Consider the following 24,214-nt stretch of genomic DNA (forward strand, 5'->3'; position numbering starts at 1 on the left):
CTCCATCCCAGGAGAACGCTAATGAAACCACAGGTTTATCACGTTGATGCCTTTACCTCGGTACCCTTTCGCGGCAATTCAGCGGGAGTGGTGTTGCATGCTGACGGACTGAGCGAAGCGCAGATGCAGCTCATTGCTCGCGAGCTGCGCCATTCGGAAACGGCTTTTCTACTGACCAGTGACGACAGCGATGTTCGCATTCGTTATTTCACGCCGACGGTCGAAGTTCCTATCTGTGGACACGCTACCGTCGCCGCACATTATGTGCGCGCCAACGTGCTGGGTCTGGGCAACAGCACCGTCTGGCAAACCTCGCTTGCCGGTCGTCATCGGGTCGATATTGAATTGAGCGACAATGACTATCGCATCAGTCTTGAACAAGGCGTACCTGGATTCGAAGCTCCGCTGGAAGGTGCTATACGTGCCGCGATAATCGATGCGCTGCACCTGAGCGAAGACGATATGTTGCCCGGATTACCCATTCAGGTTGCCACCACCGGACACTCTAAAGTGATGATTGCGCTGAAGCCTGAGGTGGACCTCGACGCCCTTTCCCCTGATTTGCCTGCCCTGACCGCTATCAGCCAGCAAATTGGCTGTAACGGGTTCTTCCCTTTTCAAATTCGCAAGGACGAAAACGCCACCGATGGCCGCATGTTCTCGCCTGCTATTGGTATTGTGGAAGATCCGGTCACCGGCAACGCGAATGGTCCAATGGGCGCGTGGCTGGTACACCATAACCTGATGGCTCATGATGGCAAAACATTGCATGTTCAGGGCCACCAGGGTCGCGCGCTCGGGCGTGACGGTATTGTTGATGTGACGGTGACTATCCGTGATAACCAGCCTGAGAAAGTAACGATTTCCGGCTCTGCTGTGATCCTGTTTCACGCCGAATGGGCGATCGATTTTTAAATCTTCAGGTAGGCCGGATAAGGCGATTACGCCGCATCCGGCATTAATTCTGATGCCCCTATTTTCCCGCCTCCGGATGTGTATCAAACGCCGCCATGACTGTCGCCAGCTCATCCAGGGTAAACCCATGCTTCGCGTCATCCACGCCCAGTCCAAACCGTTCCTGCAACAGCGTATACAGGCTGGCGACGTCAGGCAGATTAATCTGCTCTATCGCGTGACCGTCCTGATAATGGGTAAAGTGGAAATTGGTCAACGTCAGCTTGCCGCCGTCAGGTAAATGACGACACATCAGCAGATGGTGGCGGAAATGCGACTGCGGCCAGTGCGCGGACCAGAAGTTACCCATCAGATAATCGCTGTGATGTTGAACGACCAGGTCAAAACGGTACATTGATTGCCAGTGATCGTGATGGCGGAACTGCAGGATCCAGTCTTCCCCCTCCTGAATCAACCGATAGTCGCCGTGCGGCGTTTGCTGTTCAAGATCAGCCTGCAGACGAATGGGAGCCGTCAGCGTTTGTCCGCCGAAGCCAACGTCAGCGATCCACTGTTCACCCTGTAATTCAACCAGTAACAGGCGATGTGTACGCGGCGGCAGACTTGACGGATTAGCCAATACCACGCGTCCCAGTAAACTGCGTACGGTAAAGCCGATTTCGCGTAGCGCCCGTTCAAATACACCATTTTGTTCAAAGCAATAGCCACCGCGGCGGGCAGTGACCAACTTCTCTTCAAGGGACAGATCGTCAAGCTGTATTTCACGCGGCAGCAGCACATCAAGATTTTCAAAGGGTATGGCACCGTTATGCAGTAAGTGTAGCGCTCTCAACGTTTCAATGTCGGCGTTGGGCGCATCTGACCAGCCAATACGGGCAAAATAAGCGTTTAAAAAAGGCGTCATACGGGATTCCTGTTTGTTGAATGTTGTACTTATAACGCATTTTTAATTTTACGCCGTCGCTTTTGTGCGCTGTTCACCCCGGTGAGGCGACAAAATCGCTAATCCCGTTACTATCTATGTTTATTGTGATGTCATTTTTATTCTGCCGAGGAGTCACTATGAGTCATTTTCGTCCGGTTGAATTACAACACGCCAGCCGACTGCTTAATCACGGCCCCACCATTTTGATAACCAGTCGTGACGCGAATACAGAACGGCGTAATGTGATGGCGGCCGCGTGGTCAATGCCCGTGGAATTTGATCCGCCGAGGGTGGCCATTGTTGTCGACAAGACCGCCTGGTCACGCGAACTGATCGAGCGTAGCGGGCAATTTGGTATTGTTATTCCAGGGGTTGCCGCGACCAACTGGACCTATGCCGTGGGGAGTGTTTCCGGTCGAATAGAAGATAAGTTCAACTGCTACGGTATTCCGGTGGTAAAAGGTCCGGTGCTGGGATTACCGCTAATAGAAGCCAAGTGTCTCGCCTGGATGGAATGCCGCCTGCTTCCTGCCACAGCGGCTCAGGACAAATATGATACCTTGTTTGGCGAAGTGGTTTCTGCCGCTGCCGATGAGCGGGTATTTGTGCAAGGACGCTGGCAGTTTGATGATGGCAAACTCAATACCTTGCACCACCTTGGCGCCGGAACGTTTGTCACCAGCGGGAAACGTATAACAGCGGCTGAATAATACGGGCGCAATAATCGCCCGTTCTCGTTCACATGCTGTAGCCGGGTTTTTTAATCAATGAGTCCATCTGCGGTGCGATTTCCGCATTCCACACGCCCTGCCACGCCTCGGGCTCAATTTCATTCAGCGCCACGCTGACCGAGCTGTCTTTGCTTTGCAAATGACGAATAATGACCTCGGTAATATCCGCCGCCAGCGCGGTTTTTTGTTCGTTGGTAAGGGCGCGAGGAAAGCATTTGATATCGACGTGCGGCATAGCAGATTCCTTATTGTTTTGGGATGCAGGTAACTTATGCGGACTCTCGTTCAACCAGGCGAAATCCGACATCAATAATATCGTCTTCACGTGGAATTTGTTCGATACGATCGGCAAGCAGCGAGGCAGCGCGTTGTCCAATGGCCCGTCGGTCGACGCTGATTGTGGTGATAGCAGGCCGGTTACTGGCGGCAAAATCAAGATCGCCAAAACCGATTACCGCTAGCTCCTGCGGCACGCGTAAACCACGGCTTTCGGCTTCCATAATCGCCCCCTGGGCTAAGGTATCTGAGCTACAGACAATGACATCGAACGCACCTTCAGCCAATAGCTGAGCTAATCCACTGCGCCCCAATGCCAGAGAGGCCGGAAGCGGGACATCTATCTGTGCGTCAGCCGCAATACCATGACGACTCAGCGCATCGCACAGCCCTTGTTTACGCTGGCCTGCCCGGCGATCGGCTGTCCATAGCAAACCAGGACGGCGATAACCTTTTTTCAGCAAGTAGTCTGCTACCGCCTGACCGACTTTTTCGTGCGAAAACCCGACCAGCATATCAATGGGGGTTGGCGTTAAATCCCAGATCTCCACAACCGGAATGGCCGCATTAAGAATCACCTTTTTCATCCCGGCGGTATGATGGATACCGGTGAGCACGACGCCATCCGGGCGGCGAGAAAGCAGCGTCGCCACCAGCTCAGCCTCTGTTTGCGGCGTGTAACCTGATACGCAGAGCAAGATGTGGTATCCGCGTTCGGCCAGTTCATCGCTTAATGACTGAATGGTATCGACAAACATATTGTTGTTAATTTGCGGAACAACCACGGCGATAAGCTTGCTGCGACGCGACGCCAGCCCCCCGGCCAGCGCGTTGGGAATGTAGCCGGTGGCGCGTACCGCCTGCATCACTTTTTCCACCGTTTTCGGGCGCACCAACTGCGGAGTATTTAGCGCCCTGCTCACCGTCATGGGGGACAATCCCGCGGTACGGGCCACATCTTCCAGCGTGGGTGCTCGCGGAGGTCTGGCGTTTTTCACTGTCGATGCCCTTGTCAAAAATCGCTGATTTATCCTGGCATTATTCATCATGATTTCGGCTATTGCTAGCATGGCTCTGTGATAACACTGGGAAAACAGCAGCTTAGATAGTCATCCCTGAGCAAAATGATAGCGATATCATAAAGATTTGTGCATTTCCCCATAAAGTATTGGAATGTGATGCTGTATACAAGTTATCGCCCTTTTATCTTCGTATTTGTGAGCAATTGTTCAAATCGCAATCAATTCGCTGGTGAAGTGATTGCGCTAACATTAAAAATGATAGCGCAATCACTTATTAATCACCAGGAGAGAATAAGATGTCTTTAAGTGCTAATTCCGATGCCGTAACCTATGCCAAATCGGCCAATGCAAAAACCGCGGCAGAAACCGGCGACCGTATCGAATGGGTTAAGCTATCCCTCGCTTTCCTTCCCCTGGCAACACCGGTAAGCGATGCCAAAGTGCTGACTGGTCGTCAGAAACCTCTCACTGAAGTCGCCATTGTCATCGCCGAGATCCGCAGCCGTGACGGGTTTGAAGGCGTTGGATTTAGTTACTCCAAGCGTGCTGGCGGTCAGGGGATCTACGCGCATGCCAAAGAAATTGCCGATAATCTGTTAGGCGAAGATCCAAACGATATTGACAAGATCTATACCAAGCTGTTGTGGGCTGGCGCTTCCGTCGGGCGCAGCGGCATGGCGGTTCAGGCCATCTCCCCTATCGATATCGCCTTGTGGGATATGAAGGCCAAGCGTGCAGGATTGCCGCTGGCAAAACTGCTGGGCGCGCATCGTGACTCCGTACAGTGCTACAACACCTCCGGCGGATTCCTGCATACGCCGCTGGATCAGGTGCTTAAAAACGTGGTTATTTCCCGTGAAAACGGTATTGGCGGCATCAAACTCAAGGTCGGTCAACCAAACTGCGCCGAAGATATTCGCCGCTTAACCGCGGTGCGTGAAGCGCTGGGTGATGATTTCCCGCTGATGGTCGATGCCAATCAGCAGTGGGACCGGGAAACCGCCATCCGTATGGGACGTAAAATGGAGCAGTTCAATCTGATCTGGATTGAAGAGCCGCTGGATGCCTACGATGTTGAAGGTCACGCCCAACTGGCTGCCGCACTGGATACCCCGATTGCTACCGGTGAGATGTTGACCAGCTTCCGCGAACATGAACAGCTGATCCTCGGCAATGCCAGCGATTTTGTCCAACCCGATGCGCCGCGTGTGGGCGGGATTTCACCGTTCCTTAAAATTATGGATCTGGCGGCAAAACACGGACGAAAACTGGCACCCCACTTCGCCATGGAAGTTCACCTGCATTTGTCCGCCGCTTATCCGCTTGAGCCATGGCTGGAACATTTCGAATGGCTGAATCCGCTATTTAATGAACAGCTTGAGCTGCGCGATGGGCGGATGTGGATATCTGACCGTCACGGTCTGGGGTTCAGCATCAGCGAACAAGCGCGCCGCTGGACACAATTAACCTGCGAGTTTGGTAAACATCCTTAATTTATTTGGCGGGTAAGTAATACCCGCCCTCTTCCCTACAGAAACGCTCTCAACCTTATGAAAGGAGTGGGTGATGAACACAATAATAAAGCGCACAAAAGTGCGTTACGGCATTTTGATATTTCTGTTTCTTGCTACCGTATTTAATTACGCCGATCGCGCGACGTTATCCGTGGTGGCTCCAATAATGAGCAAAGAATTAGGTTTTGATCCTGAAGCAATGGGGCTGGCCTTTTCTGCTTTCGGTATTTCTTATGTCATTATGCAACTGCCCGGCGGCTGGCTACTGGATCGCTATGGTTCTCGTCTGGTATACGGCTGCGCCCTGATTGGCTGGTCGCTGGTGACCATGTTCCAGGGCACCATTTATCTGTACGCCAGCCCGCTTGTCGTATTGATTATCTTACGATTACTGATGGGTGCCATTGAAGCTCCGGCCTTTCCGGCCAACAGCCGATTAAGCGTGCAGTGGTTTCCGAATAACGAACGAGGCTTTGTCACCTCAGTTTATCAGGCCGCGCAATATATCTCGCTAGGGATTATTACGCCGCTCATGACGATTATTTTGCATAATCTGAGCTGGCACTTTGTTTTTTATTATATCGGGGCTATTGGCGTTATTCTTGGCATCTTCTGGCTGGTCAAAGTCAGGGATCCCATGCATCATCCGAAGGTAAACCAACAGGAAATTGACTATATCCGGGAAGGCGGTGGCGAACCGTCGCTGGGCAATAAAAAAGAGCCGCAGAAAATTACCTTTACGCAAATTAAGAGCGTCTGCGTCAATCGCATGATGATTGGCGTTTATATCGGACAGTTCTGCGTGACGTCAATTACCTGGTTCTTCCTGACCTGGTTTCCTACCTATCTGTATCAGGCTAAAGGAATGTCGATCCTCAAAGTGGGATTTGTCGCCAGTATCCCTGCCATTGCCGGTTTTATCGGTGGATTATTAGGCGGCGTGTTCTCCGACTGGCTACTAAAGCGCGGCTACAGCTTGACGATTGCCCGTAAGCTGCCGGTGATCTGCGGAATGCTACTTTCCTGCGTCATCGTTATCGCGAATTACACCTCGTCAGAATTTGTGGTTATCGCCGCGATGAGCCTGGCGTTTTTCGCCAAAGGCTTTGGCAATCTGGGATGGTGCGTTCTCAGCGATACCTCGCCAAAAGAAGTGCTTGGCATTGCAGGCGGCGTATTCAATATGTGCGGCAATATGGCAAGTATCATTACGCCGCTGGTGATCGGCGTCATTCTGGCGAATACCCAGTCTTTTGATTACGCCATTCTGTACGTCGGTTCGATGGGGCTGATTGGCCTGATTTCTTATCTGTTTATCGTGGGTCCATTGGATCGTATTACGCTGACCCCTTCTGTCGCGTAATTTAACCTTATGGCGATGATAGTTCGCCCGCTGTTCCGGGATTTGCACTCCTGCGGAACAGCGTTTTTTTATTCAAATAATCTTATTGTTTTTCAGTACAGTCCGCAGCCTCGGATGCTGACAAACTGCATCAGCGATAGCGCTAATATTCGGCGTGTTGTCCTGAAACCAGTCATGCCCGGGTCCCCAGGTGCGCATAACGGCAATATATACGTCCAGTAGTGTTAGCTGATCCCCGAATGCGTACGGCTCGGCGTTTAGCTGATCGTTCAGCCACATATAAAGCGATTTACGGTACTCAATACAGTTCTTTTTCAACTGAGCCGGAGCATCTGGCGTCCAGCGTTCGGGATAATCAGCATAGGTAAACGTGGGATAGACATTTGCCACCAGCCATATCAGCAGGCGCTGAAATTGTTGACGTTCCACATGTCCGACAGGCGGGGCCAGATCGGGCCTGCGATCAAGAATCATCAGCGCAATAGCCGCCGTTTCCGTCATAATGTCGCCATTTTCCATCCTGAGCGTTGGAATCTGGCACAGCGGATTCATTTTTTTAAGTAACTCCCGCGAAGGGCCGTCACTGTCAAAGCCGCCCACATTAATAAACGTGTAAGGGATCTCCGCCAGTGTGAGCATCACTTCACTGATGGCCGATCCCCAGCCCGGTACCCCATAGACTTTCATCATGCTGCAACCCTCAATGTTAAAACCCTAAGTGTAGAGCAGCATTCGCGTGTCTATGCAGTCATCATTATTACTCTCATAATAACAATATCCGTGCCAGAGCGAACACCAGGAGAGTAAGAGATGCGTTCCAGTATGTTTGAATACATGAGCATTTTTGTGCAGGTCGTGGAGCAAGGGGGATTCGCCAAAGCTGCCGAGGTGCTGCACCTGCACCGCCCCGCGGTGACGAAAGCAATCCAGCATCTTGAGGACGATCTGGGGACGAAACTCCTGAACCGAACGACGCGGAAGGTTACCCTGACCGAAGAAGGTGACGCATTTTACCAACGAACCAAAGTACTGCTTGGTGACGTGGATGACATCATGGCCTCTTTCTCACCGACACGGCCTCCACGTGGAAAGCTCAGGATCAATGCTCCACTGTCGTTGGCTCACTCGATTATAGTCCCTGCGCTAAGCAACTTTCAGTCACGCTATCCGGACATTGAGATTGTACTCACCTCCACTGACCGCAAAATTGATCTGCTTGCGGAGGGGATCGACTGCATGATCCGCATTGGCGAGTTGCAGGACTCCTCGCTGATATCCCGACGACTTGGCGAGGTAAAAATGGTGACCTGTGCGTCCGCAGATTATCTGGCTATACGGGGCATCCCACAGACACCGGATGATTTGGCTCAGCATCAGGCACTCAACTTCTTTAGCGAACGTCATCTTGCCCCGCGCGTGCGGGTGTTTATTGACTGGCTGAGTGCGCTTTTTAACGAGCAAAAACCGCGCCTGCAGGGATTATTACAATCTGAGTAATAGTGAAGTTCCATAACGGCGGTTTTTCGCCCCCACCGGAACAGATACATTGTGCGGACTCAAGTCAGAACAATTTACCGAGGTCCGCTATGTCTAAAGTCGTGGTTTTCAATCAAACAGGTGGCGCTGATGTGCTGAATATTCAGGATATTCAGACCCCGGCTCCGCTTGCAAACGATGTTCAGATCCGCGTTCGCGCAATAGGTATTAACCGGGCGGAAATTATGTACCGTACCGGACAGTATATTTACCAACCCAATTTTCCTGCTCGCCTGGGCTATGAAGCCTCCGGCATTGTTGAAGCCGTCGGTGACAATGTGCACGAGTTCGCACCAGGCGATAGCGTGAGCGTCATTCCGGCATTCAGCTTTCATGAGTACGGTATGTATGGCGAAATCGTCAATGCGCCTGTTCATGCGGTCGTCAAACATCCTGAAAACCTGAGCTTTGCCGAGGCCGCCGCCAGTTGGATGATGTATGTGACGGCTTTTGGCGCACTGGTCGAATATGCCAATATCGGGCCTGGCGATAACGTGCTGATCAATGCCGCGTCCAGCAGTGTCGGGCTGGCAGCGATACAGATTGCCAATATGCTCGGGGCAAAACCGATTGCGATGACGCGCACCAGTGAGAAGCGCGCCCAGCTTCTACAACTTGGCGCGGCAGAGGTGATCGCCAGTCAGGAGCAGGATCTGGTCGTGGAAATTAATCGTATAACCGATGGCAAAGGTACCCGCGTGGTCTTCGACCCGGTCGGCGGCCCCGGTGTGGCGAAAATAGCCCAGGTAATGCCCGCCGGAGGGTTATTTTTCCAGTACGGTTCGCTGGACGGTCGCGATCTGTCGATCCCGGTGATTGAGATCCTTGGCCGTCATCTGACCTTCCGCGGCTATGAGCTTTTCGAAATCACCACTGATGCTGAAAAACTGGCACGAGCTAAACGTTTCATCTTTGAAGGATTGCAATCGGGACAACTCAAGCCACTGATTGATAAAACCTTTGCGTTTGATGACATCGCGAAGGCCCACCAGTATATGGAGGCCAACGGTCAGGTAGGCAAAATCGTCGTTACCCTGTAATCGCTGTGCGGCACAGCATTGTGCCGCAACATTTTTTCCGCGTATTTACAGAACTTTCGACAAAAACTGCTGCGTGCGCGTGTGGCGCGGATAATTTAGCACCTGTTCGCTGCTACCCTGCTCAACGATTTTGCCGTCAACCATAAATACCACCTGATCGGCCACCTCCCGGGCAAAACCGATTTCATGCGTCACCACCACCAGCGTGGTTCCCGACTGTGCCAGTGACTTAATCACATCCAGCACTTCGCCCACCAGTTCAGGATCGAGTGCGGACGTCGGCTCATCAAACAGCATCACGCGCGGATTTAACGCCAGCGCGCGGGCAATGGCGATTCGCTGCTGCTGTCCGCCGGACAAGTGACGCGACCAGGCATCGGCTTTATTTCGCAGCCCAACCGCATCAAGCAGAGTTAATGCCCGTTCGGTAGCGGCTTTACGCGATGCCAGCCCGTGGGCTATTGGCGCTTCAATCAGGTTCTCCAGCACCGTTAAATGCGGGAACAGGTTAAAGTTCTGAAATACGTAGCCCACATTAATGCGCTGGCGCAGGATTTCTGCCTCTTTTAGTTCATACAACCGGTCTCCCAGAAGGCGATAGCCAATATAATCACCGTCAATCTGAATAAACCCCTCATCGACACGCTCCAGATGATTAATCGCCCGCAATAGCGTTGATTTACCTGAACCGGAAGGCCCGAGAATGACCGTGACCGTACCGGGTGGGATCTCCAGAGATACGTTATCCAGCGCCTTATGGCGACCAAAATATTTGCTGACGCCGGTAATGGAAATATGACCTTCAGGCGAGTGGGACATGGATAGCCTCCTGCTGTGGAACCAGGCGACGACGTTTAGCCGAGCGACTCACCCTGGCGGTGTTAATAGCGGATCGTCTTTCACTGCGTGCCAGCGCGCGTTCAACCAGATGCTGAATTAATGACAAAACGCTGGTGATCACCAGATACCACACGGCTCCAACCATCAGCAGCGGAATCACTTCCTGGGTGCGGTTGTAGATCATCTGGATGGTGTAGAACAGTTCCGGCATCGCCAGCACATAAACCATCGCCGTACCTTTCGCCAGGCTGATAATTTCATTGAACCCGGCGGGCAAAATGGTGCGTAACGCCTGTGGCAGGATTATGCGCAGCGTGCGGCGCCAGGCAGGTAATCCCAGCGCGGCTGCGGCTTCGTACTGACCATGATCAACCCCAAGAAACCCGCCGCGAATAATTTCTGCGGTATAAGCACTTTGCACCAGCGTCAGGCCAACAACTGCAGTGGAAAACTGTCCAAGGACATTAATAGTCTCAAAGCTGCCCCACTGGATAGCAGTGAAGGGTATGCCGATCGCCAGCGTGTCGTACAAATAGGAGAAGTTGTACAAAATGATCAACACCACAATCAACGGGAGTGAACGAAACAACCAGATGTATCCCCACGCCAGGCTGTTTAGCAGCCAGGATGATGAGAGTCTGGCCAGCGCCAGCAACCCACCAAATACCACGCTCAGTAATGTCCCAATGAGCGTCAACAACAGCGTTTGCCCAAGTCCAGACAAGATAACCGGGTCGAAGAACCAGCGGGCAAACACACCCCATTCCCAGCGCGGATTAAACGCGACAGACTGAATAATCGCCGCCAGCACAAACAGGGAAATAATCGCCCCTACGGTGCGCATCGGGTAACGTGCCGGGACGACTTTGATGGTTGCAGTCGTTTTCATCTTCTCTCCTCAGGCAATTTTGGCCTGACCTGCGATAGTCAACAGTTTGGTGAAGCGCAGCCTCCCATCAAAGGGCGGCTGGCTGTACTCTTCTGGGTTACGAGTGGTATCGAACTGTGGATCGTATCCCTGACTCAAATAAAGTCGGACGGCCTCTGGCTGGCGAAAGCCCGTGGTCAGATAGATACGGCTATAGCCCGCCAGTAATGCCCGGCGCTCCAGTTCCTGCACCACGTACGCTGCCAGCCCCTGCTTACGCAGGCTGCTTTTAGTCCAGATACGCTTAATTTCAGCGGTGTCTTTGTCATAGGGTTTATAAGCCCCGGTGGCGATAATTTCGCCGTCGCGCTCCAGCACCACAAAGATCCCCTGTGGAGCCAGATACCATTCGGTTAGCTCCACTTCAGCATCACGAGAAAAATAATCACCATAGCGGGCGGCGTACTCACCAAACAGTCCGCTGAGGATCGGCTGTAGCTCAATGGCTTCGGGCGAGACAACGCGGAATTGATCGCTCACATTGACCTCCTTAGTCGCCTAAACCGGCCGGGTTAACTTCAGATTGTGGGATACGTTCTACCCCTTCCCCCCAGCGGTTCAGCACCTTGTCATAGTCGCCATTGCCGATCACACCGTTGAGAGCTGTTTGCACCGGCAGCACCAGACCGCTATCTTTTTTCAGCGTGACGGCAATATGTGCGGCTTTTGGCCAACCGCCATCAACGCTGCCCACCAGTTGCGTTTTGCCGTTGAGGGCAGCTTTCCAGGCCCCAATGACATTCGGACCAAAGTAAGCATCTGCACGACCTGACTGTAGAGCTAACGTCTGAGCAGCATCATCTTTGGTATACACCGGCGTAAACGGTTTTAATCCTTTCTTCAGATTCTCTTCGTTCCACGCCAACAGAATGGCTTCCTGGTTCGTCCCTGAGCCGACGATGATACGCAGACCGGCAATATCTTCCGCCTGCTCTATTTTCTTCAGCTTGCTGCCGGTTTTGACGTAAAAGCCAAGGGAATCTTTCCGATACGTCGCAAAATCGAATTTTTCTTTGCGTGCTTTGGTGACGGTAATATTGCTGATCGCGGCATCATATTTGCCGGAAACTACGCCCAGCGGCCAGTCTTCCCATGACGTGGGTACGACATTCAGCTCCAGCCCCAGGCTATCGGCAACCAGGCGAGCGATATCTGCCTCACTGCCGATGAGCGTTTTATTATCATCGGCAAATACAGTCAGCGGCGGCTGGCTCAGTCCGGCGATAGCGACCGTGAATTTACCTGGTACAGCCAGATGCAGGTTGGCGGGTAACTGCGCGATCGCCTGTGGATTTTTGGCCGTGTTAATCGGTGTTTTATTAGCTTCCAGACTTACGCCAGTACCGTTGATGGTGACGTCATTTGCCCAGACTGTCGCGCTGAAAGCCAGTGACAGCGCAAGAAGTAGTGATTTTTTCTGCATAGCGTTTTTCTCTTATTGTGTGAATTGATTTGCAGGTGTTGCCAGCCCCAGACTTGCGCGCAGCGTCGTGCCGGGGTAGTCGTGGCGAAATAAACCGCGCGCCTGAAGCACGGGAATAACCTGTTCGACAAACCGTGGGAATGTATCTGGCGTTCCCCCCTGAATGATGAAACCGTCTGCGGCTTTCTCCTCGAACCACTGCTGCAGACCATCAGCAACCTGTGCCGGCGTTCCGCTAAAACGTGGACGTGGACTGGCAGCTTCCAGCGCCACCTGACGCAGGGTTAATCCCCGTTCCCGCGCATTGCGCTTGATCTCGTCAGTGGTACTGCGAAAACTGTTTTCCCCGAGGGGGCCAAGATCCGGGAACGGTGCGTCCAGCGGGTACTGGCTAAAATCGTGATGTTCAAAATAGCGTCCCAGGTAATTCAGCGCGTCGGTAATCGACACCAGTGCAGCGGTCGCCTGGTACTGTTGCTCTACGTCAGCGTCACTGTCGCCAACAATAATGCTGACGCCCTGGAAAATATGCAGCTCATCGACATGACGTCCGACAGCTTCAAGCCGACTTTTGACATCCTGATAAAATGCTTTGGCTTCAGACAGCGATTCCTGATGGGTGAAAATAGCGTCCGCATGCTGCGCCGCTAATTTTTTCCCATCGTGTGATGCGCCGGCCTGAAAAATAATCGGACGGCCTTGCGGCGTACGCCCAATATTTAATGGCCCGGCGACCTGGAAATAATCTCCATGATGGTTTAGCGTGTGCAGTTTATGAGGATTAAAAAATTCCCCGCTTGTTTTATCACGGGTAAAAGCATCGTCTTCCCAGGAATCCCACAGTCCTTTCACTACCTGTAAATATTCATCGGCAATACGATAACGCTGGGCATGCTCAGGATGCTGAGCGCGAGAATAGTTTTTAGCCGAACCTTCCAGCGGGGATGTCACCACATTCCATCCGGCCCTGCCCTGACTAAGATGGTCCAGACTGGCAAACTGTCGCGCAGTAGTAAACGGCTCGCTATAAGAGGTTGAAACCGTGCCCACCAGACCAAGATGACGGGTGATGCTTGCCAGCGCAGATAATACCGTCAGCGGCTCAAAGCGATTTAAGAAATGTGGAATAGATTTTTCATTAATATACAGACCGTCAGCGACAAAAATAAAATCCAGCTTCCCTTTCTCCGCAATAAGCGCCGTCTCTTTGACAAAATCAAAATTAATACTGGCATCGGCCTGAGCAGCCGGATGGCGCCATGCTGACATATTCCCAGAGGCGCCATGCAAAATAGTGCCCAGACGTAATTGCCGATTTTCAGCCATAGTAACCCCTACCCAACAGGTAAATTAAAGGTGTGCGAATGCCGTTTTTGCTAAATGTGCAAAGTAGTGTGCGGCAGGTTCAATTAACCGTTCATCCGGATTAAATCCCGGATGATGTAATCCGTATTCACTGGCACTACCGATGCTAACAAACGCACCAGGTGTATTTTGCAAATAAACGGCAAAATCCTCCCCGCCCATATGCAGGTCGGCATGATGCGTTGTGTAACCGGATTGTCTGGCTACTTTGGTCGCAATATCGGCCCAGTGCGCGTCATTGACCAGGGCCGTGGGCCCCGCGTGCCAGATAACATCGATCTGTGCGCCAAAGGCGTGGGCAAACCCAGCGACAATATCACTGACCCGCGATTTAACCTGTTGTTGCACCTCTGCGCGATGTGTCCGAAGCGTCCCTTCCAGCTCAACGGATTCCGGTAGTACGTTCCATGTATTTCCCCCCTGGATTCGGGTGACGCTAAGCACCACCGAATCCAGCGTATTGACCTCACGGCTGGCGACACTTTGTAATACCGTCACCAGTTGACTGGCGAGGAGGATGGCATCTTTTCCCTCGTGTGGGCGTGCCGCATGCGCACCTTTTCCGGTAATACGCAGCACAAAGCGATCGACATTGGCATAGAACGCACCGCCGCGTGTGGCAAATTCGCCCACCGGCAAACCGGGCTCATTGTGCATACCGAAAATAGCCGCTACGTTTTGCAGCGCACCGGCGCGGATCAACGTTTTTGCGCCGCCGAAACTCTCTTCAGCTGGTTGAAACAAAATACGTACTCGCCCCGGTAAGGTTGTTTCCTGTTGTTTAAGCAGCAGTGCTGCACCAAGCATGACGCTGGTATGGACGTCATGCCCGCAGGCATGCATCACGCCCGGTGTGAGGGAGCGAAACGGAACGTCGGCGCTTTCTTCTATCGGTAGCGCATCGATATCCGCCCGCAGAGCGATGACATCTTCTCCCTGACCGATTTCGGCAACCACTCCGGTTTTCAAATTGAATGGCAATAAAGTGACATCTGCAGCATGCAACCAGTCACGAATACGCGCGGTTGTCGCCACTTCCTGGAGGGACAGCTCCGGGTGCTGATGTAGCTCGCGACGCCAGTCGATAAGCTGTGAGGCTAATGACATCAGACAACCTCCATCGTGCTATGGGCTTGCGCCAGCAGGCGTAACGATGTCAGGCGCGCCTGACCTTCGGCCACCGGCGTATCGATAATGAATTCATCAATACCGCATTGCACCTGCAATGAGCGCAGTGTTGCCACCACCTCCTGGGCACTCCCGTGCAGTAACGCCTGCTCACGCCGGGCGATTGTTCGCGGTGCGCTGCCCGCCTGCGCGGCGAAAGCCAGCGCCTGCTCTTCGCTGGCGACGGTGACACGTTGCCCATCCTCCAACTCGACGCCCCAGATTTGTACATCTTCCGCCAGTTGCGCAGCCATATCACTGCTGTCAGCCACAATAACCTGTACGGCGACAATCGTTGGACGTGAACTGTTGGCCTGCCAGAAGCTCAGCACCTCATGCAGTAACGCTTTATCGCCGTTCAGGTGCGCCGCGAAAATAAAGTTCCAGTCAGACTCTGCCGCCAGGCGTGCACTTTCTACGCTCGCGCCCAGCACAAATCTTTGCGGCGGCGCAGGCGGGAGCGGTGTCGGGAATACTGTCTGCCCGCTTTCTGTCCCGGTCAGCGCCAGCCAGGCGTGCAGTTGAGCAAGCTGGTCGGCAAAACTGCCTTTTTCTTCCTGATGAAGACCCAACTGCAGTGCCTGCGTTGACAGCGGTAAGCCGCCTGGCGCTTTTCCAATCCCAAGATCGACACGTCCAGGCGCCAGTGAGGCCAGAAGATTAAAGTTTTCCGCAACTTTGTAGGGGCTATAGTGTTGCAGCATGACGCCACCGGAACCCACGCGAATGCGCTGGGTTTGTCCCAGTATCCAGGCGATCACCAGCTCCGGTGATGGGCTGGCAAGCTGCGGCGTATTATGGTGTTCCGCGATCCAGAAACGATGGTACCCCCACTCTTCTGCGCGTTGTGCCAGGCGCAGCGTACGGGTCAGTGCGGTTGCGGCAGTTTCACCTTCTCCGATGGGGCTTTTATCCAGAATACTCAGGCGGTATGACATGTTGCAGGCCTATATTTGTTAACATGTCAGTATTATTAAATTATAAAATAACCATATAGAAACATTTAATTCACATTTGCTCAGCTAAAAAACAGATAACCAACCCCGCAGCGATCAGGGATAACGTTCATACCAACAGGAACCAAACTTCCGGTTTTGGACGCGGCACTCTGCAGAAAAAATGGCTTGTATTTGCATACTACAAAATATAATAGGTTTTTTATTGATACTGGAAAGACGGCAACATCCTTTTCCGTTTGATTTATTTTTACGCATGCGTTCAGTAATGAATTTAATTTAAGTCAGACTAAACACCTGTCTGTGTTATGCGCTTGTATTGATTGTTTCATTTTTATGAAAGAGACATAGGTTCCACGCATTAATTTTTTATTTTAAATACTTTCACAGAACTGATGATTAGTAGAGAATGCAGCGTTTCTTATTAAAATGGTTTAAAACAGCTTTTTAATATCCCCTGTCATTATTACGGGGATCTTTGTATGAATTATACATACCATCATGGGGCCTTTATGAAAAGTAACATGCCCGTTACACAAATTGAGCACACACTTAACGGTAAAGCGACGCTGCTATCGACGACAGATAAAGAGAGTCATATTACCTATGCAAACTCCGCGTTTATCGATGCCAGTGGTTTTAACGAAAGTCAATTAATGGGTGAACCACATAATATTATTCGCCATCCGGATATGCCGCCAGCCGCGTTTGCTGACATGTGGTACACGTTGCAGCAAGGTGACAGCTGGACGGGAATGGTGAAAAACCGGCGTCAAAACGGTGACCACTACTGGGTACGTGCCAACGTCACGCCCGTTTGGCACAATGAAAAGTTAACAGGTTACATCTCAGTGCGTACTGTTCCTTCGCGAGACGAAATATCTCAGAGTGAGCAGTTGTATGAAAAAATAAATAATCAACAACTTAGCGGGTTCCGTCTTTTTAAGGGTATTATCATTCGCCGTGGCATATTGGCATGGACTTCAATGTTTAAATGGTTGAGCATTAGTCAACGCGTCAATTATGCTTTGGGAGTCGTTGCCCTGCTCTCTTTGTTATTAATCTTCGCTCCCGTAAATCATTTTATTCAATCCGGCGGTTTACTGGCGTTATTTCTGTTATTTGCCATTTACCTTAAGTGCCAAATTTCTCAGCCAGTTAATACACTATTGACTCAAATGAAGAAAGTCGTATCCGGACGAAAACCCGATAACTGTCATTTAAATCGCGTAGATGAAATCGGCATGTTAATGCGACTGGTTAATCAATCCGGACTTAATCTAAATTCACTGGTTGATGACGTTAGTACGCAAATATCCGGAATTCAGGCCATCAGCCAACGCGTTTCTAAAGAAAGTACCGCGCTGCATACGCGTTCTGAAGAAACATCCGCAGACCTTCAGCAAACCGCTGCCGCCATTGAAGAAATTGGTAGTGCAGTGCAGCAAACTGCAGAAACGGCGGCACATACCATGACGATGGCAGACCAAACCAGCACCAATGCCGCTGAAGGCGGCGATATTATGAAACAAACTATCGCCATGATGCAGGCGATCTCTCGTGATAATGGTCAGATTGTCGATATCATTGGCGTAATTGATAGCATTGCCTTCCAGACTAATATTCTGGCGCTCAACGCGGCCGTTGAGGCGGCGCGTGCCGGAGAATCCGGGCGCGGTTTTGCCGTCGTGGCCGCGGAGGTGCGCAATCTTGCGCAACACTCTGCATCAGCGGCAAAAGAGATTAAACAGCTTATCGAGAAGAACGTCGCTAACGTCAATACCGGCGTAAAAATGGTTGAACAAACAGAAACGCATCTCACCGGAATGATCAGCGATGTGTTACAGATGTCGATGATGATTAAAGACATTAGTCTGGCAACGCGGGAGCAAACCCAGGCGTTGGATCTGATTAATGATTCCATTTCGCGTGTTGGTACCATGACGCACAATAATGCCGAGATGGTGGAGCGTGTCACTGACGCAACTGCCGATTTAACGCAGCGCTCATCGCGATTGCAGCAGGCCGTGCAGGTCTTTGGCGTGTCGGTATAAGGCAAACAGCGCTCATTCTGCTGACGATCAGGATGAGCGCATTCCTTCGCATTTTCCCACCGCCTCTGTTTTTACTGAATCGAGTCCACATCCCGTCGATTCAGGCCACAGAAAAACCCCACTTCCCCGTGTCCAGGCTTTGCGTCACTTCTCAATTGAATGTAGGATGCTCGGCCGACAGTTTCCCGCGGTAACACAATGAAGGGTTTCGTAAACGCTGTTTTCGCCGCAACTGCTGCGGCAAAAAGGATTTTGTAAATTAGTCAGGTTAACAGGAAACGTAATGAACACACACAACACGCAAGCCGCGGAACAACACGCGGCGAAACGACGCTGGTTGAATGCTCACGAAGAGGGGTATCACAAAGCGATGGGTAACCGGCAGGTACAAATGATCGCCATTGGCGGTGCTATTGGTACCGGGTTATTTTTAGGGGCTGGCGCACGTTTGCAAATGGCCGGCCCCGCTTTAGCACTGGTCTATCTGGTCTGCGGTATTTTTTCATTCTTCATTCTGCGGGCACTCGGTGAACTGGTTTTACACCGCCCTTCCAGCGGCAGCTTTGTCTCTTATGCCCGCGAATTTTTAGGTGAGAAAGCGGCCTACGTGGCTGGCTGGATGTACTTCATCAACTGGGCGATGACCGGAATCGTGGATATCACGGCCGTGGCCTTGTATATGCACTACTGGGGCGCATTTGGTGACGTACCGCAATGGGTGTTTGCCCTCAGCGCATTGGCCATTGTCGGCACCATGAACATGATCGGCGTAAAGTGGTTTGCGGAGATGGAGTTCTGGTTTGCACTGGTCAAAGTGCTGGCTATCGTTATCTTCCTGGTCGTCGGGACTGTCTTTTTAGGCACGGGAAAACCGCTCGATGGTAACGCCACGGGTTTTCATCTGATCACCGACAACGGTGGTTTTTTCCCGCATGGCCTGCTGCCAGCGCTGGTACTGGTACAGGGCGTCGTCTTTGCATTTGCTTCCATTGAACTGGTAGGCACTGCGGCGGGTGAGTGCAAAGATCCGCAAACGATGGTGCCAAAAGCGATTAACAGCGTTATCTGGCGAATTGGCCTGTTCTATGTGGGTTCAGTGGTGTTACTGGTCATGCTGCTGCCGTGGAATGCCTATCAGGCAGGTCAAAGCCCGTTTGTTACCTTCTTTTCCAAACTCGGCGTTCCCTATATTGGCAGTATTATGAATATCGTGGTGCTTACCGCTGCGCTTTCCAGCCTCAACTCGGGTTTGTATTGCACCGGTCGTATTTTACGCTCAATGTCGATGGGCGGTTCCGCGCCCAAATTTATGGCCAAAATGAGCCGTCAACACGTACCTTATGCTGGCATACTTGCCACGCTTGTCGTGTATGTCGTCGGGGTTTTCCTCAACTATCTGGTGCCTTCGCAGGTATTCGAGATCGTGCTTAACTTTGCCTCGCTGGGCATCATTGCATCGTGGGCATTCATTATGGTGTGCCAGATGCGTCTGCGTCGGGCCATTAAAGATGGCAAAGCGGCAGACGTTCACTTCAAACTGCCCGGTGCGCCGTTTACGTCCTGGTTAACACTGTTGTTTTTACTGGCTGTGCTGGTGCTGATGGCATTTGACTATCCGAACGGGACTTACACTATCGCCTCATTACCGCTGATTGCCATTCTGCTGGTCGTTGGCTGGTTTGGTGTACGTAAACGCGTCGCGGAAATCCACCGTACCGCGCCATAACGCTTTAAGGTAGGTCAGATTTCTGGCCTACCCGTTTGAGCGACTTAGTTTGCTTCAATTAGCTGAGCAACATCATTGCTGTTAATTTCCCGCGCATTCCCGTCCTGATCGGTATAGCTGGTCATTCCCGTATCTTTATCCAGTTTTGGTTTGCCCTGGGTGGTAATCGTTTGTCCGCTTTTCGTCGTCATGACGTAATCGGTGGTGCACCCTGCCAGCGTAAACAGCATTACGCCCGCACAAAGACAGATTAATGGCTTTTTCATGGTATTCCCGTGTTATTCAGTTAGCCGTTGAGGGCGTAGTGTAAGTCTCTGAAGTTTGTCAGGCTACCGATGGGGTGTAACGAGGCGTATCGTGGAGTATAGAGAAATGACAGGAGGGGTTGCCCCCTCCGAATAATTACAGGGCGATACGAATAACATCGTCCGGTTGAGTCGCTTCCTGCTCGCGTGTGGATTTCTGTTTCACGCTAACGTACAGGGTTTTACCATCGGCGGAGAGCGCCAGGCTGTTTGGGAACGTCGGGGTATCGAAGGTTTTAACCACTTTATAGCTTTTCGCGTCGATCACGCTGACTTTACCGGCCTGACGGTGGGTCACGTAAGCTTCGTTACGCACCGGGTTGAACAGTACGGCCAGGGATTCCGGCGCGGCAACTTTTGCCAGCACGTTGCCGTTACGGGTATCGATAACCAGCACTTCCGCTGCTTTAGAGTCAGTGACAAACGCACGATGACCTGCCGTATCCAGGCTCAGGTTAATGAAGAAGTGCTCTTTGCCATCGTCCAGCAGTTTTTTGCGGCTGAGAATTTTGTTGGTGGCGGTATCGATGGTAATGAATTCGCCATCGGCATTGGCGGTATACAGGCGTTTAGCCTTGCTGTCGACGGCCAGTGCAGTGCTCATTTTACCGGTATTTTGAATCGTGTCCTGAAGTTTGACAGTCTCACCGTCCACGACCCAAATCACGCTCTCCTTACCAATTCCGCTGATGTATACCTTGTTGGTGGCGTCATCGGCGACCAGTTCACGAGGCTGCAGCGGACGGACATCTTCAGAACGTTTACGCGCATCCAGTACCAGACGTCCTTTCACCTCACCGGTTTTCGCATCAATCGCCGTCACCGCGCTATTCACGGTATTACCAAACCACAGCGTTTGCGTCGCGTTATTGATGGTTGCGCCAAACGGTTTGAGATCGTTATGAATAACCTGAGTCACTTCAAGCGTCACCGGATCAAGACGGTAAACTATCCCACCTTTATCCAGCTTACGACTCTGCGAGGTGGCAAGCCACAGTGCGTTTTCCTGCTGGCTGTACGCCATTTCGTAGGCGCCTTTACCTACGCCTTTGCGCAGCAGTTCTTCCGCAGCCTGCGTGCTAAATGATGATGCAACCAGCAGTGAACCTAACAGTAAAGAACCACGCAGGCGCGGTGAAAACAGATGACGTAAAGACATGACGACTCCCTTTGATAAATTCAGTTGTTACTGCTTCACATAGCTTCAATGAGCAAAATCATGGTTTTGCCTTTTTAAGAATGAGAATAGTAATCATTATTTATCGCAAAGTGGAGTGTTTATTCACATTCGGTGAAAACCTGCTTATTTTCTCCATGAATACTCGCTTGCGGCGAAATCAATATTCAGACAGATTGGCTCTACAACGCTTGCCGGATGGCGGCGTTGACGCCATCCGGTTGTTACCGCCTTTAACCCCTCCGTATCACTCTTCAGCAAGCCGAATTACGACCTTGCCAAAGTTTTTACCGGTCAGCAGACCGATAAAGGTCTCCGGTGCATTTTCCAGCCCCTCAGTGACCTGCTCGCGATAGTGGATCTTGCCTTCCTGGACCCAGCGCCCCATTTCTCGCTGAAATTCATGAATGCGGTGACCATAATCCTGACCAATGATAAAGCCCTGCAAGCGAATACGTTTTTTCAGTAACGTGGCCATAAGCAACGGTAAACGGTCTGGGCCCGTCGGCAGTGATGTCGCGTTATAACCACTCACCAGACCACACAGCGGAATACGCGCGGAGGTGTTGAGTAACGGCAAAACGGCATCAAAAACTTTACCGCCGACGTTTTCATAATAGATATCGATACCCTGCGGACAGGCTTGTGCCAGTTGGAGTGCGAAATCGGGGGCATGATGATCGAGGCAAATATCAAAGCCCAACACGTCAGTAGCATGGCGACATTTCTCTGCCCCACCAGCTACCCCAACGACCCGACAGCCCTTCAGTTTACCGATCTGGCCCACGGTTGCGCCAACAGGTCCGGTTGCCGCAGCAACAACCAGTGTCTCACCGGCTTTGGGCTGGCCAATATCCAGCAGCCCCATATACGCCGTAAAGCCCGGCATACCCAGCAGACCAAGCGCCCAGGAAGGATGCTCAGGATGATCGCCTAACTTTACCAAATCAGAACCCTTTGAGATGGCGAAGTCCTGCCAGCCGCTATAGCTCAACACCCATTCACCGGGTTTAAAATCCGAATGATTCGATGCCTCGACCCGACTGACCGTGCCGCCCACCATCACTGCGCCAATCTCAACCGGGGGCGAATAAGACGGTTCGTCACTCATACGCCCACGCATATAGGGATCGAGTGAGAGGTAGACGTTACGCAGTAACACCTCTCCGTCACCGGGGGGGGTGATGGCCTCTTCTTCCAGACGGAAGTTACCGGGCACCGGTGCGCCATGCGGGCGTGACGCCAGAACCCAGCGACGATTGCGTTGCATTTGTTGACCCATTGATGTTCTCCTCAGCTTTTGGCATGAATCCATCAATAGTAGACGCGCTATCTCTGTGATGCTTTCACATTAATTGCCAGCGTGGTTTAACCGCACAACCAGATAAACGCAGGACTGCGCGGTTTCATTGATAAACCGACAGTCATTTGGCGGCCCCAGCTCCAGGCAGTCCCCGGCTTTCATTTCATGGCGTGTATCACCTTCCACAAACACCAATTCGCCCTGCTGCAACCAGAGAAGCTGTCGGGCCTGCACGTAGGAAGAGGCGGGCATCGGGATATCACTGCCGGCCGGTAATTCGATTTGCACCAGATCGATAGGCAGATCGCTGCGCGGAGATACGTGGCGGCGCAAATAATGGCTTTGCGGATCGTGCCAGACCGGCTGGTCGGCGAAACGCAGCAGTTTACCCTCCTGCATTTCGGCTCGGGCAATCAGCGTCGACATGCTGATACCAAACGCACCGGAAAGCCGTCCCAGTAGCGTCGCCGTTGGACTGCTCTCTCCACGTTCTATTTTATGGATCATCGCCCGCGAGACCCCTGCTCGTTCGGCAAGTTCCGTCAGCGACCAGCCGCGAGATTCCCGCTCAATGCGAATTCTTGCACTGATCCGTTGATTTATGCTGTCTTCAATAGTATTCATATTGTAATACTATAGTGAACAACCCCTGAGGTTCAACATGTCAATTCGATTTGCCAGCAAAGACGACTGCGCCGCCATCGCAGAAATCTACAATCACGCCGTACTGCATACGGCCGCTATCTGGAACGATCAAACGGTCGATGCCGAAAACCGCATCTCCTGGTATGAGGCTCGCCAACTGATGGGGTATCCGGTACTGGTAAGTGAAGAGAATGGCGTCGTCACGGGGTACGCCTCTTTTGGCGACTGGCGCAACTTTGATGGTTTCCGTCATACCGTCGAACATTCAGTGTACGTGCACCCGGAACATCAGGGAAAAGGACTGGGGCGCAGGCTGCTCAGAAGACTCATTGAAGAAGCGCGCGCGTGTGGCAAGCATGTCATGGTGGCAGGAATTGAGTCGCACAATCAGGCATCGCTCCACCTGCATAGCACGCTGGGTTTCAATATTACCGCGCAGATGCCCCAGGTCGGGACTAAATTTGGTCGTTGGCTGGATCTGACTTTTATGCAGCTACAGTTAGACGACCGCAGCGAACCGGATGCGCGTGGATGAACCAGACGCTGACCCTCTCCTTTCTGATTGCCGCAGGTATTGGTCTGGTGGTGCAAAACACTTTGATGGTACGCATTACCCAGACGTCCTCGACAATCCTTATTGCTATGTTGCTTAACTCACTGGTCGGGATCGTCTTGTTTGTCAGCATACTATGGTTTAAACAAGGTGCGGCGGGATTTGGCGAACTGGTTTCCAGCGTGCGCTGGTGGACATTAATCCCGGGTTTACTGGGATCGTTCTTTGTTTTTGCCAGTATCAGCGGATACCAAAACGTAGGCGCTGCCACCACCATCGCGGTGCTGGTCGCCAGCCAGCTTATTGGCGGTCTGGTGCTGGATATTCTGCGTAGCCAGGGTGTACCGCTTCGCGCGCTGGTGGGTCCGGTATGCGGTGCGATATTGCTGGTTGTGGGTGCCTGGCTGGTGGCAAGACGTTCGTTTTAATTGCCTGATGGCGCTTCGCTTA

The 24,214-nt window shown here is 52.0% G+C and carries 23 protein-coding genes and 1 pseudogene; 10 read left to right on the forward strand and 14 right to left on the reverse strand.

Going from position 1 to position 24,214, the window contains the following annotated elements; genetic code table 11:
* Nucleotides 1–21 precede the first annotated feature (21 nt).
* On the forward strand, nucleotides 22–915 hold the full coding sequence (locus JTI85_RS11805) for a PhzF family isomerase (protein ID WP_219351531.1): 894 nt from the start codon (nucleotides 22–24) through the stop codon (nucleotides 913–915).
* Between the two features lie 58 nt (nucleotides 916–973).
* On the opposite strand, the gene nhoA is transcribed toward JTI85_RS11805, so the two are convergent.
* Entirely contained in the window at nucleotides 974–1,819 is an 846-nt protein-coding gene (gene nhoA, locus JTI85_RS11810) for an N-hydroxyarylamine O-acetyltransferase (RefSeq protein WP_061067917.1), read from the reverse strand.
* Between the two features lie 158 nt (nucleotides 1,820–1,977).
* Between nhoA and JTI85_RS11815 the strand changes: the two genes are divergently transcribed.
* Complete coding sequence (locus tag JTI85_RS11815; protein ID WP_121584657.1) at nucleotides 1,978–2,550, forward strand: flavin reductase family protein; 573 nt, start codon at nucleotides 1,978–1,980, stop codon at nucleotides 2,548–2,550.
* A 28-nt stretch (nucleotides 2,551–2,578) separates the two neighbouring features.
* Here JTI85_RS11815 and pptA read toward each other — a convergent pair whose 3' ends face one another.
* Together pptA and JTI85_RS11825 are read right to left on the reverse strand one after the other, a co-directional pair.
* A complete protein-coding gene (gene pptA / locus JTI85_RS11820) occupies nucleotides 2,579–2,806 on the reverse strand; it encodes a tautomerase PptA (protein ID WP_137376633.1) in 228 nt (75 codons plus the stop codon).
* 34 nt (nucleotides 2,807–2,840) lie between these two features.
* The gene (locus JTI85_RS11825; RefSeq protein WP_370529025.1) at nucleotides 2,841–3,893 is read right to left on the reverse strand and encodes a LacI family DNA-binding transcriptional regulator; all 1,053 of its coding nucleotides are present in this window, start codon (nucleotides 3,891–3,893) and stop codon (nucleotides 2,841–2,843) included.
* Nucleotides 3,894–4,165: 272 nt separating this feature from the next.
* Between JTI85_RS11825 and JTI85_RS11830 the strand changes: the two genes are divergently transcribed.
* Nucleotides 4,166–5,362 (forward strand): L-talarate/galactarate dehydratase, encoded by a 1,197-nt coding sequence (locus JTI85_RS11830; RefSeq protein WP_199946032.1) that lies wholly within the window; start codon nucleotides 4,166–4,168, stop codon nucleotides 5,360–5,362.
* 73 nt (nucleotides 5,363–5,435) lie between these two features.
* Nucleotides 5,436–6,746, forward strand: a complete 1,311-nt coding sequence (locus JTI85_RS11835; RefSeq protein WP_079937283.1) for an MFS transporter — start codon at nucleotides 5,436–5,438, stop codon at nucleotides 6,744–6,746.
* 72 nt (nucleotides 6,747–6,818) lie between these two features.
* Here the strand turns inward: JTI85_RS11835 and JTI85_RS11840 are convergent, their stop codons facing one another.
* Complete coding sequence (locus JTI85_RS11840) at nucleotides 6,819–7,436, reverse strand: glutathione S-transferase family protein (protein ID WP_219351532.1); 618 nt, start codon at nucleotides 7,434–7,436, stop codon at nucleotides 6,819–6,821.
* A gap of 120 nt (nucleotides 7,437–7,556) precedes the next feature.
* On the opposite strand from JTI85_RS11840, the gene JTI85_RS11845 reads away from it, so the two are divergent.
* Together JTI85_RS11845 and JTI85_RS11850 are read left to right on the forward strand one after the other, a co-directional pair.
* The gene (locus tag JTI85_RS11845; protein ID WP_219351534.1) at nucleotides 7,557–8,243 is read left to right on the forward strand and encodes a LysR family transcriptional regulator; all 687 of its coding nucleotides are present in this window, start codon (nucleotides 7,557–7,559) and stop codon (nucleotides 8,241–8,243) included.
* An 89-nt stretch (nucleotides 8,244–8,332) separates the two neighbouring features.
* A complete protein-coding gene (locus JTI85_RS11850; RefSeq protein WP_048211626.1) occupies nucleotides 8,333–9,322 on the forward strand; it encodes a zinc-dependent alcohol dehydrogenase family protein in 990 nt (329 codons plus the stop codon).
* Nucleotides 9,323–9,367: 45 nt separating this feature from the next.
* Here JTI85_RS11850 and JTI85_RS11855 read toward each other — a convergent pair whose 3' ends face one another.
* The 6 genes and pseudogenes from JTI85_RS11855 to JTI85_RS11880 all read right to left on the reverse strand — a co-directional run bounded on the left by JTI85_RS11855 (nucleotide 9,368) and on the right by JTI85_RS11880 (nucleotide 15,983).
* Complete coding sequence (locus tag JTI85_RS11855) at nucleotides 9,368–10,141, reverse strand: amino acid ABC transporter ATP-binding protein (protein ID WP_199973995.1); 774 nt, start codon at nucleotides 10,139–10,141, stop codon at nucleotides 9,368–9,370.
* Nucleotides 10,125–11,051: an amino acid ABC transporter permease gene (locus JTI85_RS11860; protein ID WP_219351535.1), complete on the reverse strand. Its 927-nt coding sequence runs from the start codon at nucleotides 11,049–11,051 to the stop codon at nucleotides 10,125–10,127. The genes JTI85_RS11855 and JTI85_RS11860 overlap by 17 nt, the downstream gene beginning before the upstream one ends.
* 9 nt (nucleotides 11,052–11,060) lie before the next feature.
* Entirely contained in the window at nucleotides 11,061–11,570 is a 510-nt protein-coding gene (locus JTI85_RS11865) for a GNAT family N-acetyltransferase (RefSeq protein WP_061067926.1), read from the reverse strand.
* 10 nt (nucleotides 11,571–11,580) lie between these two features.
* Nucleotides 11,581–13,839 (reverse strand): annotated as a pseudogene (locus tag JTI85_RS11870) (NtaA/DmoA family FMN-dependent monooxygenase).
* 24 nt (nucleotides 13,840–13,863) lie between these two features.
* Nucleotides 13,864–14,985: an amidohydrolase gene (locus JTI85_RS11875; protein WP_124021198.1), complete on the reverse strand. Its 1,122-nt coding sequence runs from the start codon at nucleotides 14,983–14,985 to the stop codon at nucleotides 13,864–13,866.
* A complete protein-coding gene (locus JTI85_RS11880) occupies nucleotides 14,985–15,983 on the reverse strand; it encodes an MsnO8 family LLM class oxidoreductase (RefSeq protein ID WP_219351537.1) in 999 nt (332 codons plus the stop codon). Before JTI85_RS11880 ends, JTI85_RS11875 begins: the two co-directional genes overlap by 1 nt.
* Before the next feature lie 530 nt (nucleotides 15,984–16,513).
* Between JTI85_RS11880 and JTI85_RS11885 the strand changes: the two genes are divergently transcribed.
* Both JTI85_RS11885 and ansP read left to right on the forward strand, forming a co-directional pair.
* A complete protein-coding gene (locus tag JTI85_RS11885) occupies nucleotides 16,514–18,055 on the forward strand; it encodes a PAS domain-containing methyl-accepting chemotaxis protein (protein WP_219351538.1) in 1,542 nt (513 codons plus the stop codon).
* 283 nt (nucleotides 18,056–18,338) lie between these two features.
* Nucleotides 18,339–19,781: an L-asparagine permease gene (gene ansP, locus JTI85_RS11890; protein WP_219351539.1), complete on the forward strand. Its 1,443-nt coding sequence runs from the start codon at nucleotides 18,339–18,341 to the stop codon at nucleotides 19,779–19,781.
* 44 nt (nucleotides 19,782–19,825) lie between these two features.
* Here ansP and JTI85_RS11895 read toward each other — a convergent pair whose 3' ends face one another.
* From JTI85_RS11895 to JTI85_RS11910, 4 genes are all read right to left on the reverse strand, one after another.
* Nucleotides 19,826–20,047 (reverse strand): YgdI/YgdR family lipoprotein, encoded by a 222-nt coding sequence (locus tag JTI85_RS11895; protein ID WP_043016274.1) that lies wholly within the window; start codon nucleotides 20,045–20,047, stop codon nucleotides 19,826–19,828.
* A 136-nt stretch (nucleotides 20,048–20,183) separates the two neighbouring features.
* Nucleotides 20,184–21,245 (reverse strand): YncE family protein, encoded by a 1,062-nt coding sequence (locus JTI85_RS11900; protein WP_061067933.1) that lies wholly within the window; start codon nucleotides 21,243–21,245, stop codon nucleotides 20,184–20,186.
* Nucleotides 21,246–21,510: 265 nt separating this feature from the next.
* Nucleotides 21,511–22,545, reverse strand: coding sequence for an NADP-dependent oxidoreductase (locus tag JTI85_RS11905; protein WP_101742165.1), 1,035 nt, complete (start codon nucleotides 22,543–22,545; stop codon nucleotides 21,511–21,513).
* Between the two features lie 69 nt (nucleotides 22,546–22,614).
* A complete protein-coding gene (locus JTI85_RS11910; RefSeq protein WP_048211614.1) occupies nucleotides 22,615–23,190 on the reverse strand; it encodes an XRE family transcriptional regulator in 576 nt (191 codons plus the stop codon).
* 37 nt (nucleotides 23,191–23,227) lie between these two features.
* On the opposite strand from JTI85_RS11910, the gene mddA reads away from it, so the two are divergent.
* Both mddA and JTI85_RS11920 read left to right on the forward strand, forming a co-directional pair.
* On the forward strand, nucleotides 23,228–23,746 hold the full coding sequence (gene mddA, locus JTI85_RS11915) for an L-methionine sulfoximine/L-methionine sulfone acetyltransferase (RefSeq protein ID WP_219351541.1): 519 nt from the start codon (nucleotides 23,228–23,230) through the stop codon (nucleotides 23,744–23,746).
* A complete protein-coding gene (locus tag JTI85_RS11920; RefSeq protein ID WP_048211612.1) occupies nucleotides 23,743–24,192 on the forward strand; it encodes a DMT family transporter in 450 nt (149 codons plus the stop codon). Before mddA ends, JTI85_RS11920 begins: the two co-directional genes overlap by 4 nt.
* Nucleotides 24,193–24,214: the final 22 nt, after the last annotated feature.

Origin of the sequence: Citrobacter sp. Colony219 (assembly GCF_019382635.1) — a bacterium.
Taxonomy (GTDB): domain Bacteria; phylum Pseudomonadota; class Gammaproteobacteria; order Enterobacterales; family Enterobacteriaceae; genus Citrobacter; species Citrobacter youngae.

Coding starts and splice junctions, on each gene's coding strand:
- ansP (WP_219351539.1), top strand. CDS start 18,339: ATGAACACACACAACACGCAAGCCGCGGAACAACACGCGGCGAAACGA.
- JTI85_RS11885 (WP_219351538.1), top strand. CDS start 16,514: ATGAAAAGTAACATGCCCGTTACACAAATTGAGCACACACTTAACGGT.
- nhoA (WP_061067917.1), bottom strand. CDS start 1,819: ATGACGCCTTTTTTAAACGCTTATTTTGCCCGTATTGGCTGGTCAGAT.
- JTI85_RS11855 (WP_199973995.1), bottom strand. CDS start 10,141: ATGTCCCACTCGCCTGAAGGTCATATTTCCATTACCGGCGTCAGCAAA.
- JTI85_RS11900 (WP_061067933.1), bottom strand. CDS start 21,245: ATGTCTTTACGTCATCTGTTTTCACCGCGCCTGCGTGGTTCTTTACTG.
- JTI85_RS11830 (WP_199946032.1), top strand. CDS start 4,166: ATGTCTTTAAGTGCTAATTCCGATGCCGTAACCTATGCCAAATCGGCC.
- JTI85_RS11845 (WP_219351534.1), top strand. CDS start 7,557: ATGCGTTCCAGTATGTTTGAATACATGAGCATTTTTGTGCAGGTCGTG.
- JTI85_RS11860 (WP_219351535.1), bottom strand. CDS start 11,051: ATGAAAACGACTGCAACCATCAAAGTCGTCCCGGCACGTTACCCGATG.
- JTI85_RS11895 (WP_043016274.1), bottom strand. CDS start 20,047: ATGAAAAAGCCATTAATCTGTCTTTGTGCGGGCGTAATGCTGTTTACG.
- JTI85_RS11815 (WP_121584657.1), top strand. CDS start 1,978: ATGAGTCATTTTCGTCCGGTTGAATTACAACACGCCAGCCGACTGCTT.
- JTI85_RS11835 (WP_079937283.1), top strand. CDS start 5,436: ATGAACACAATAATAAAGCGCACAAAAGTGCGTTACGGCATTTTGATA.
- JTI85_RS11825 (WP_370529025.1), bottom strand. CDS start 3,893: ATGAATAATGCCAGGATAAATCAGCGATTTTTGACAAGGGCATCGACA.
- JTI85_RS11905 (WP_101742165.1), bottom strand. CDS start 22,545: ATGGGTCAACAAATGCAACGCAATCGTCGCTGGGTTCTGGCGTCACGC.
- pptA (WP_137376633.1), bottom strand. CDS start 2,806: ATGCCGCACGTCGATATCAAATGCTTTCCTCGCGCCCTTACCAACGAA.
- JTI85_RS11880 (WP_219351537.1), bottom strand. CDS start 15,983: ATGTCATACCGCCTGAGTATTCTGGATAAAAGCCCCATCGGAGAAGGT.
- JTI85_RS11920 (WP_048211612.1), top strand. CDS start 23,743: ATGAACCAGACGCTGACCCTCTCCTTTCTGATTGCCGCAGGTATTGGT.
- JTI85_RS11910 (WP_048211614.1), bottom strand. CDS start 23,190: ATGAATACTATTGAAGACAGCATAAATCAACGGATCAGTGCAAGAATT.
- JTI85_RS11840 (WP_219351532.1), bottom strand. CDS start 7,436: ATGATGAAAGTCTATGGGGTACCGGGCTGGGGATCGGCCATCAGTGAA.
- JTI85_RS11805 (WP_219351531.1), top strand. CDS start 22: ATGAAACCACAGGTTTATCACGTTGATGCCTTTACCTCGGTACCCTTT.
- JTI85_RS11850 (WP_048211626.1), top strand. CDS start 8,333: ATGTCTAAAGTCGTGGTTTTCAATCAAACAGGTGGCGCTGATGTGCTG.
- mddA (WP_219351541.1), top strand. CDS start 23,228: ATGTCAATTCGATTTGCCAGCAAAGACGACTGCGCCGCCATCGCAGAA.
- JTI85_RS11875 (WP_124021198.1), bottom strand. CDS start 14,985: ATGTCATTAGCCTCACAGCTTATCGACTGGCGTCGCGAGCTACATCAG.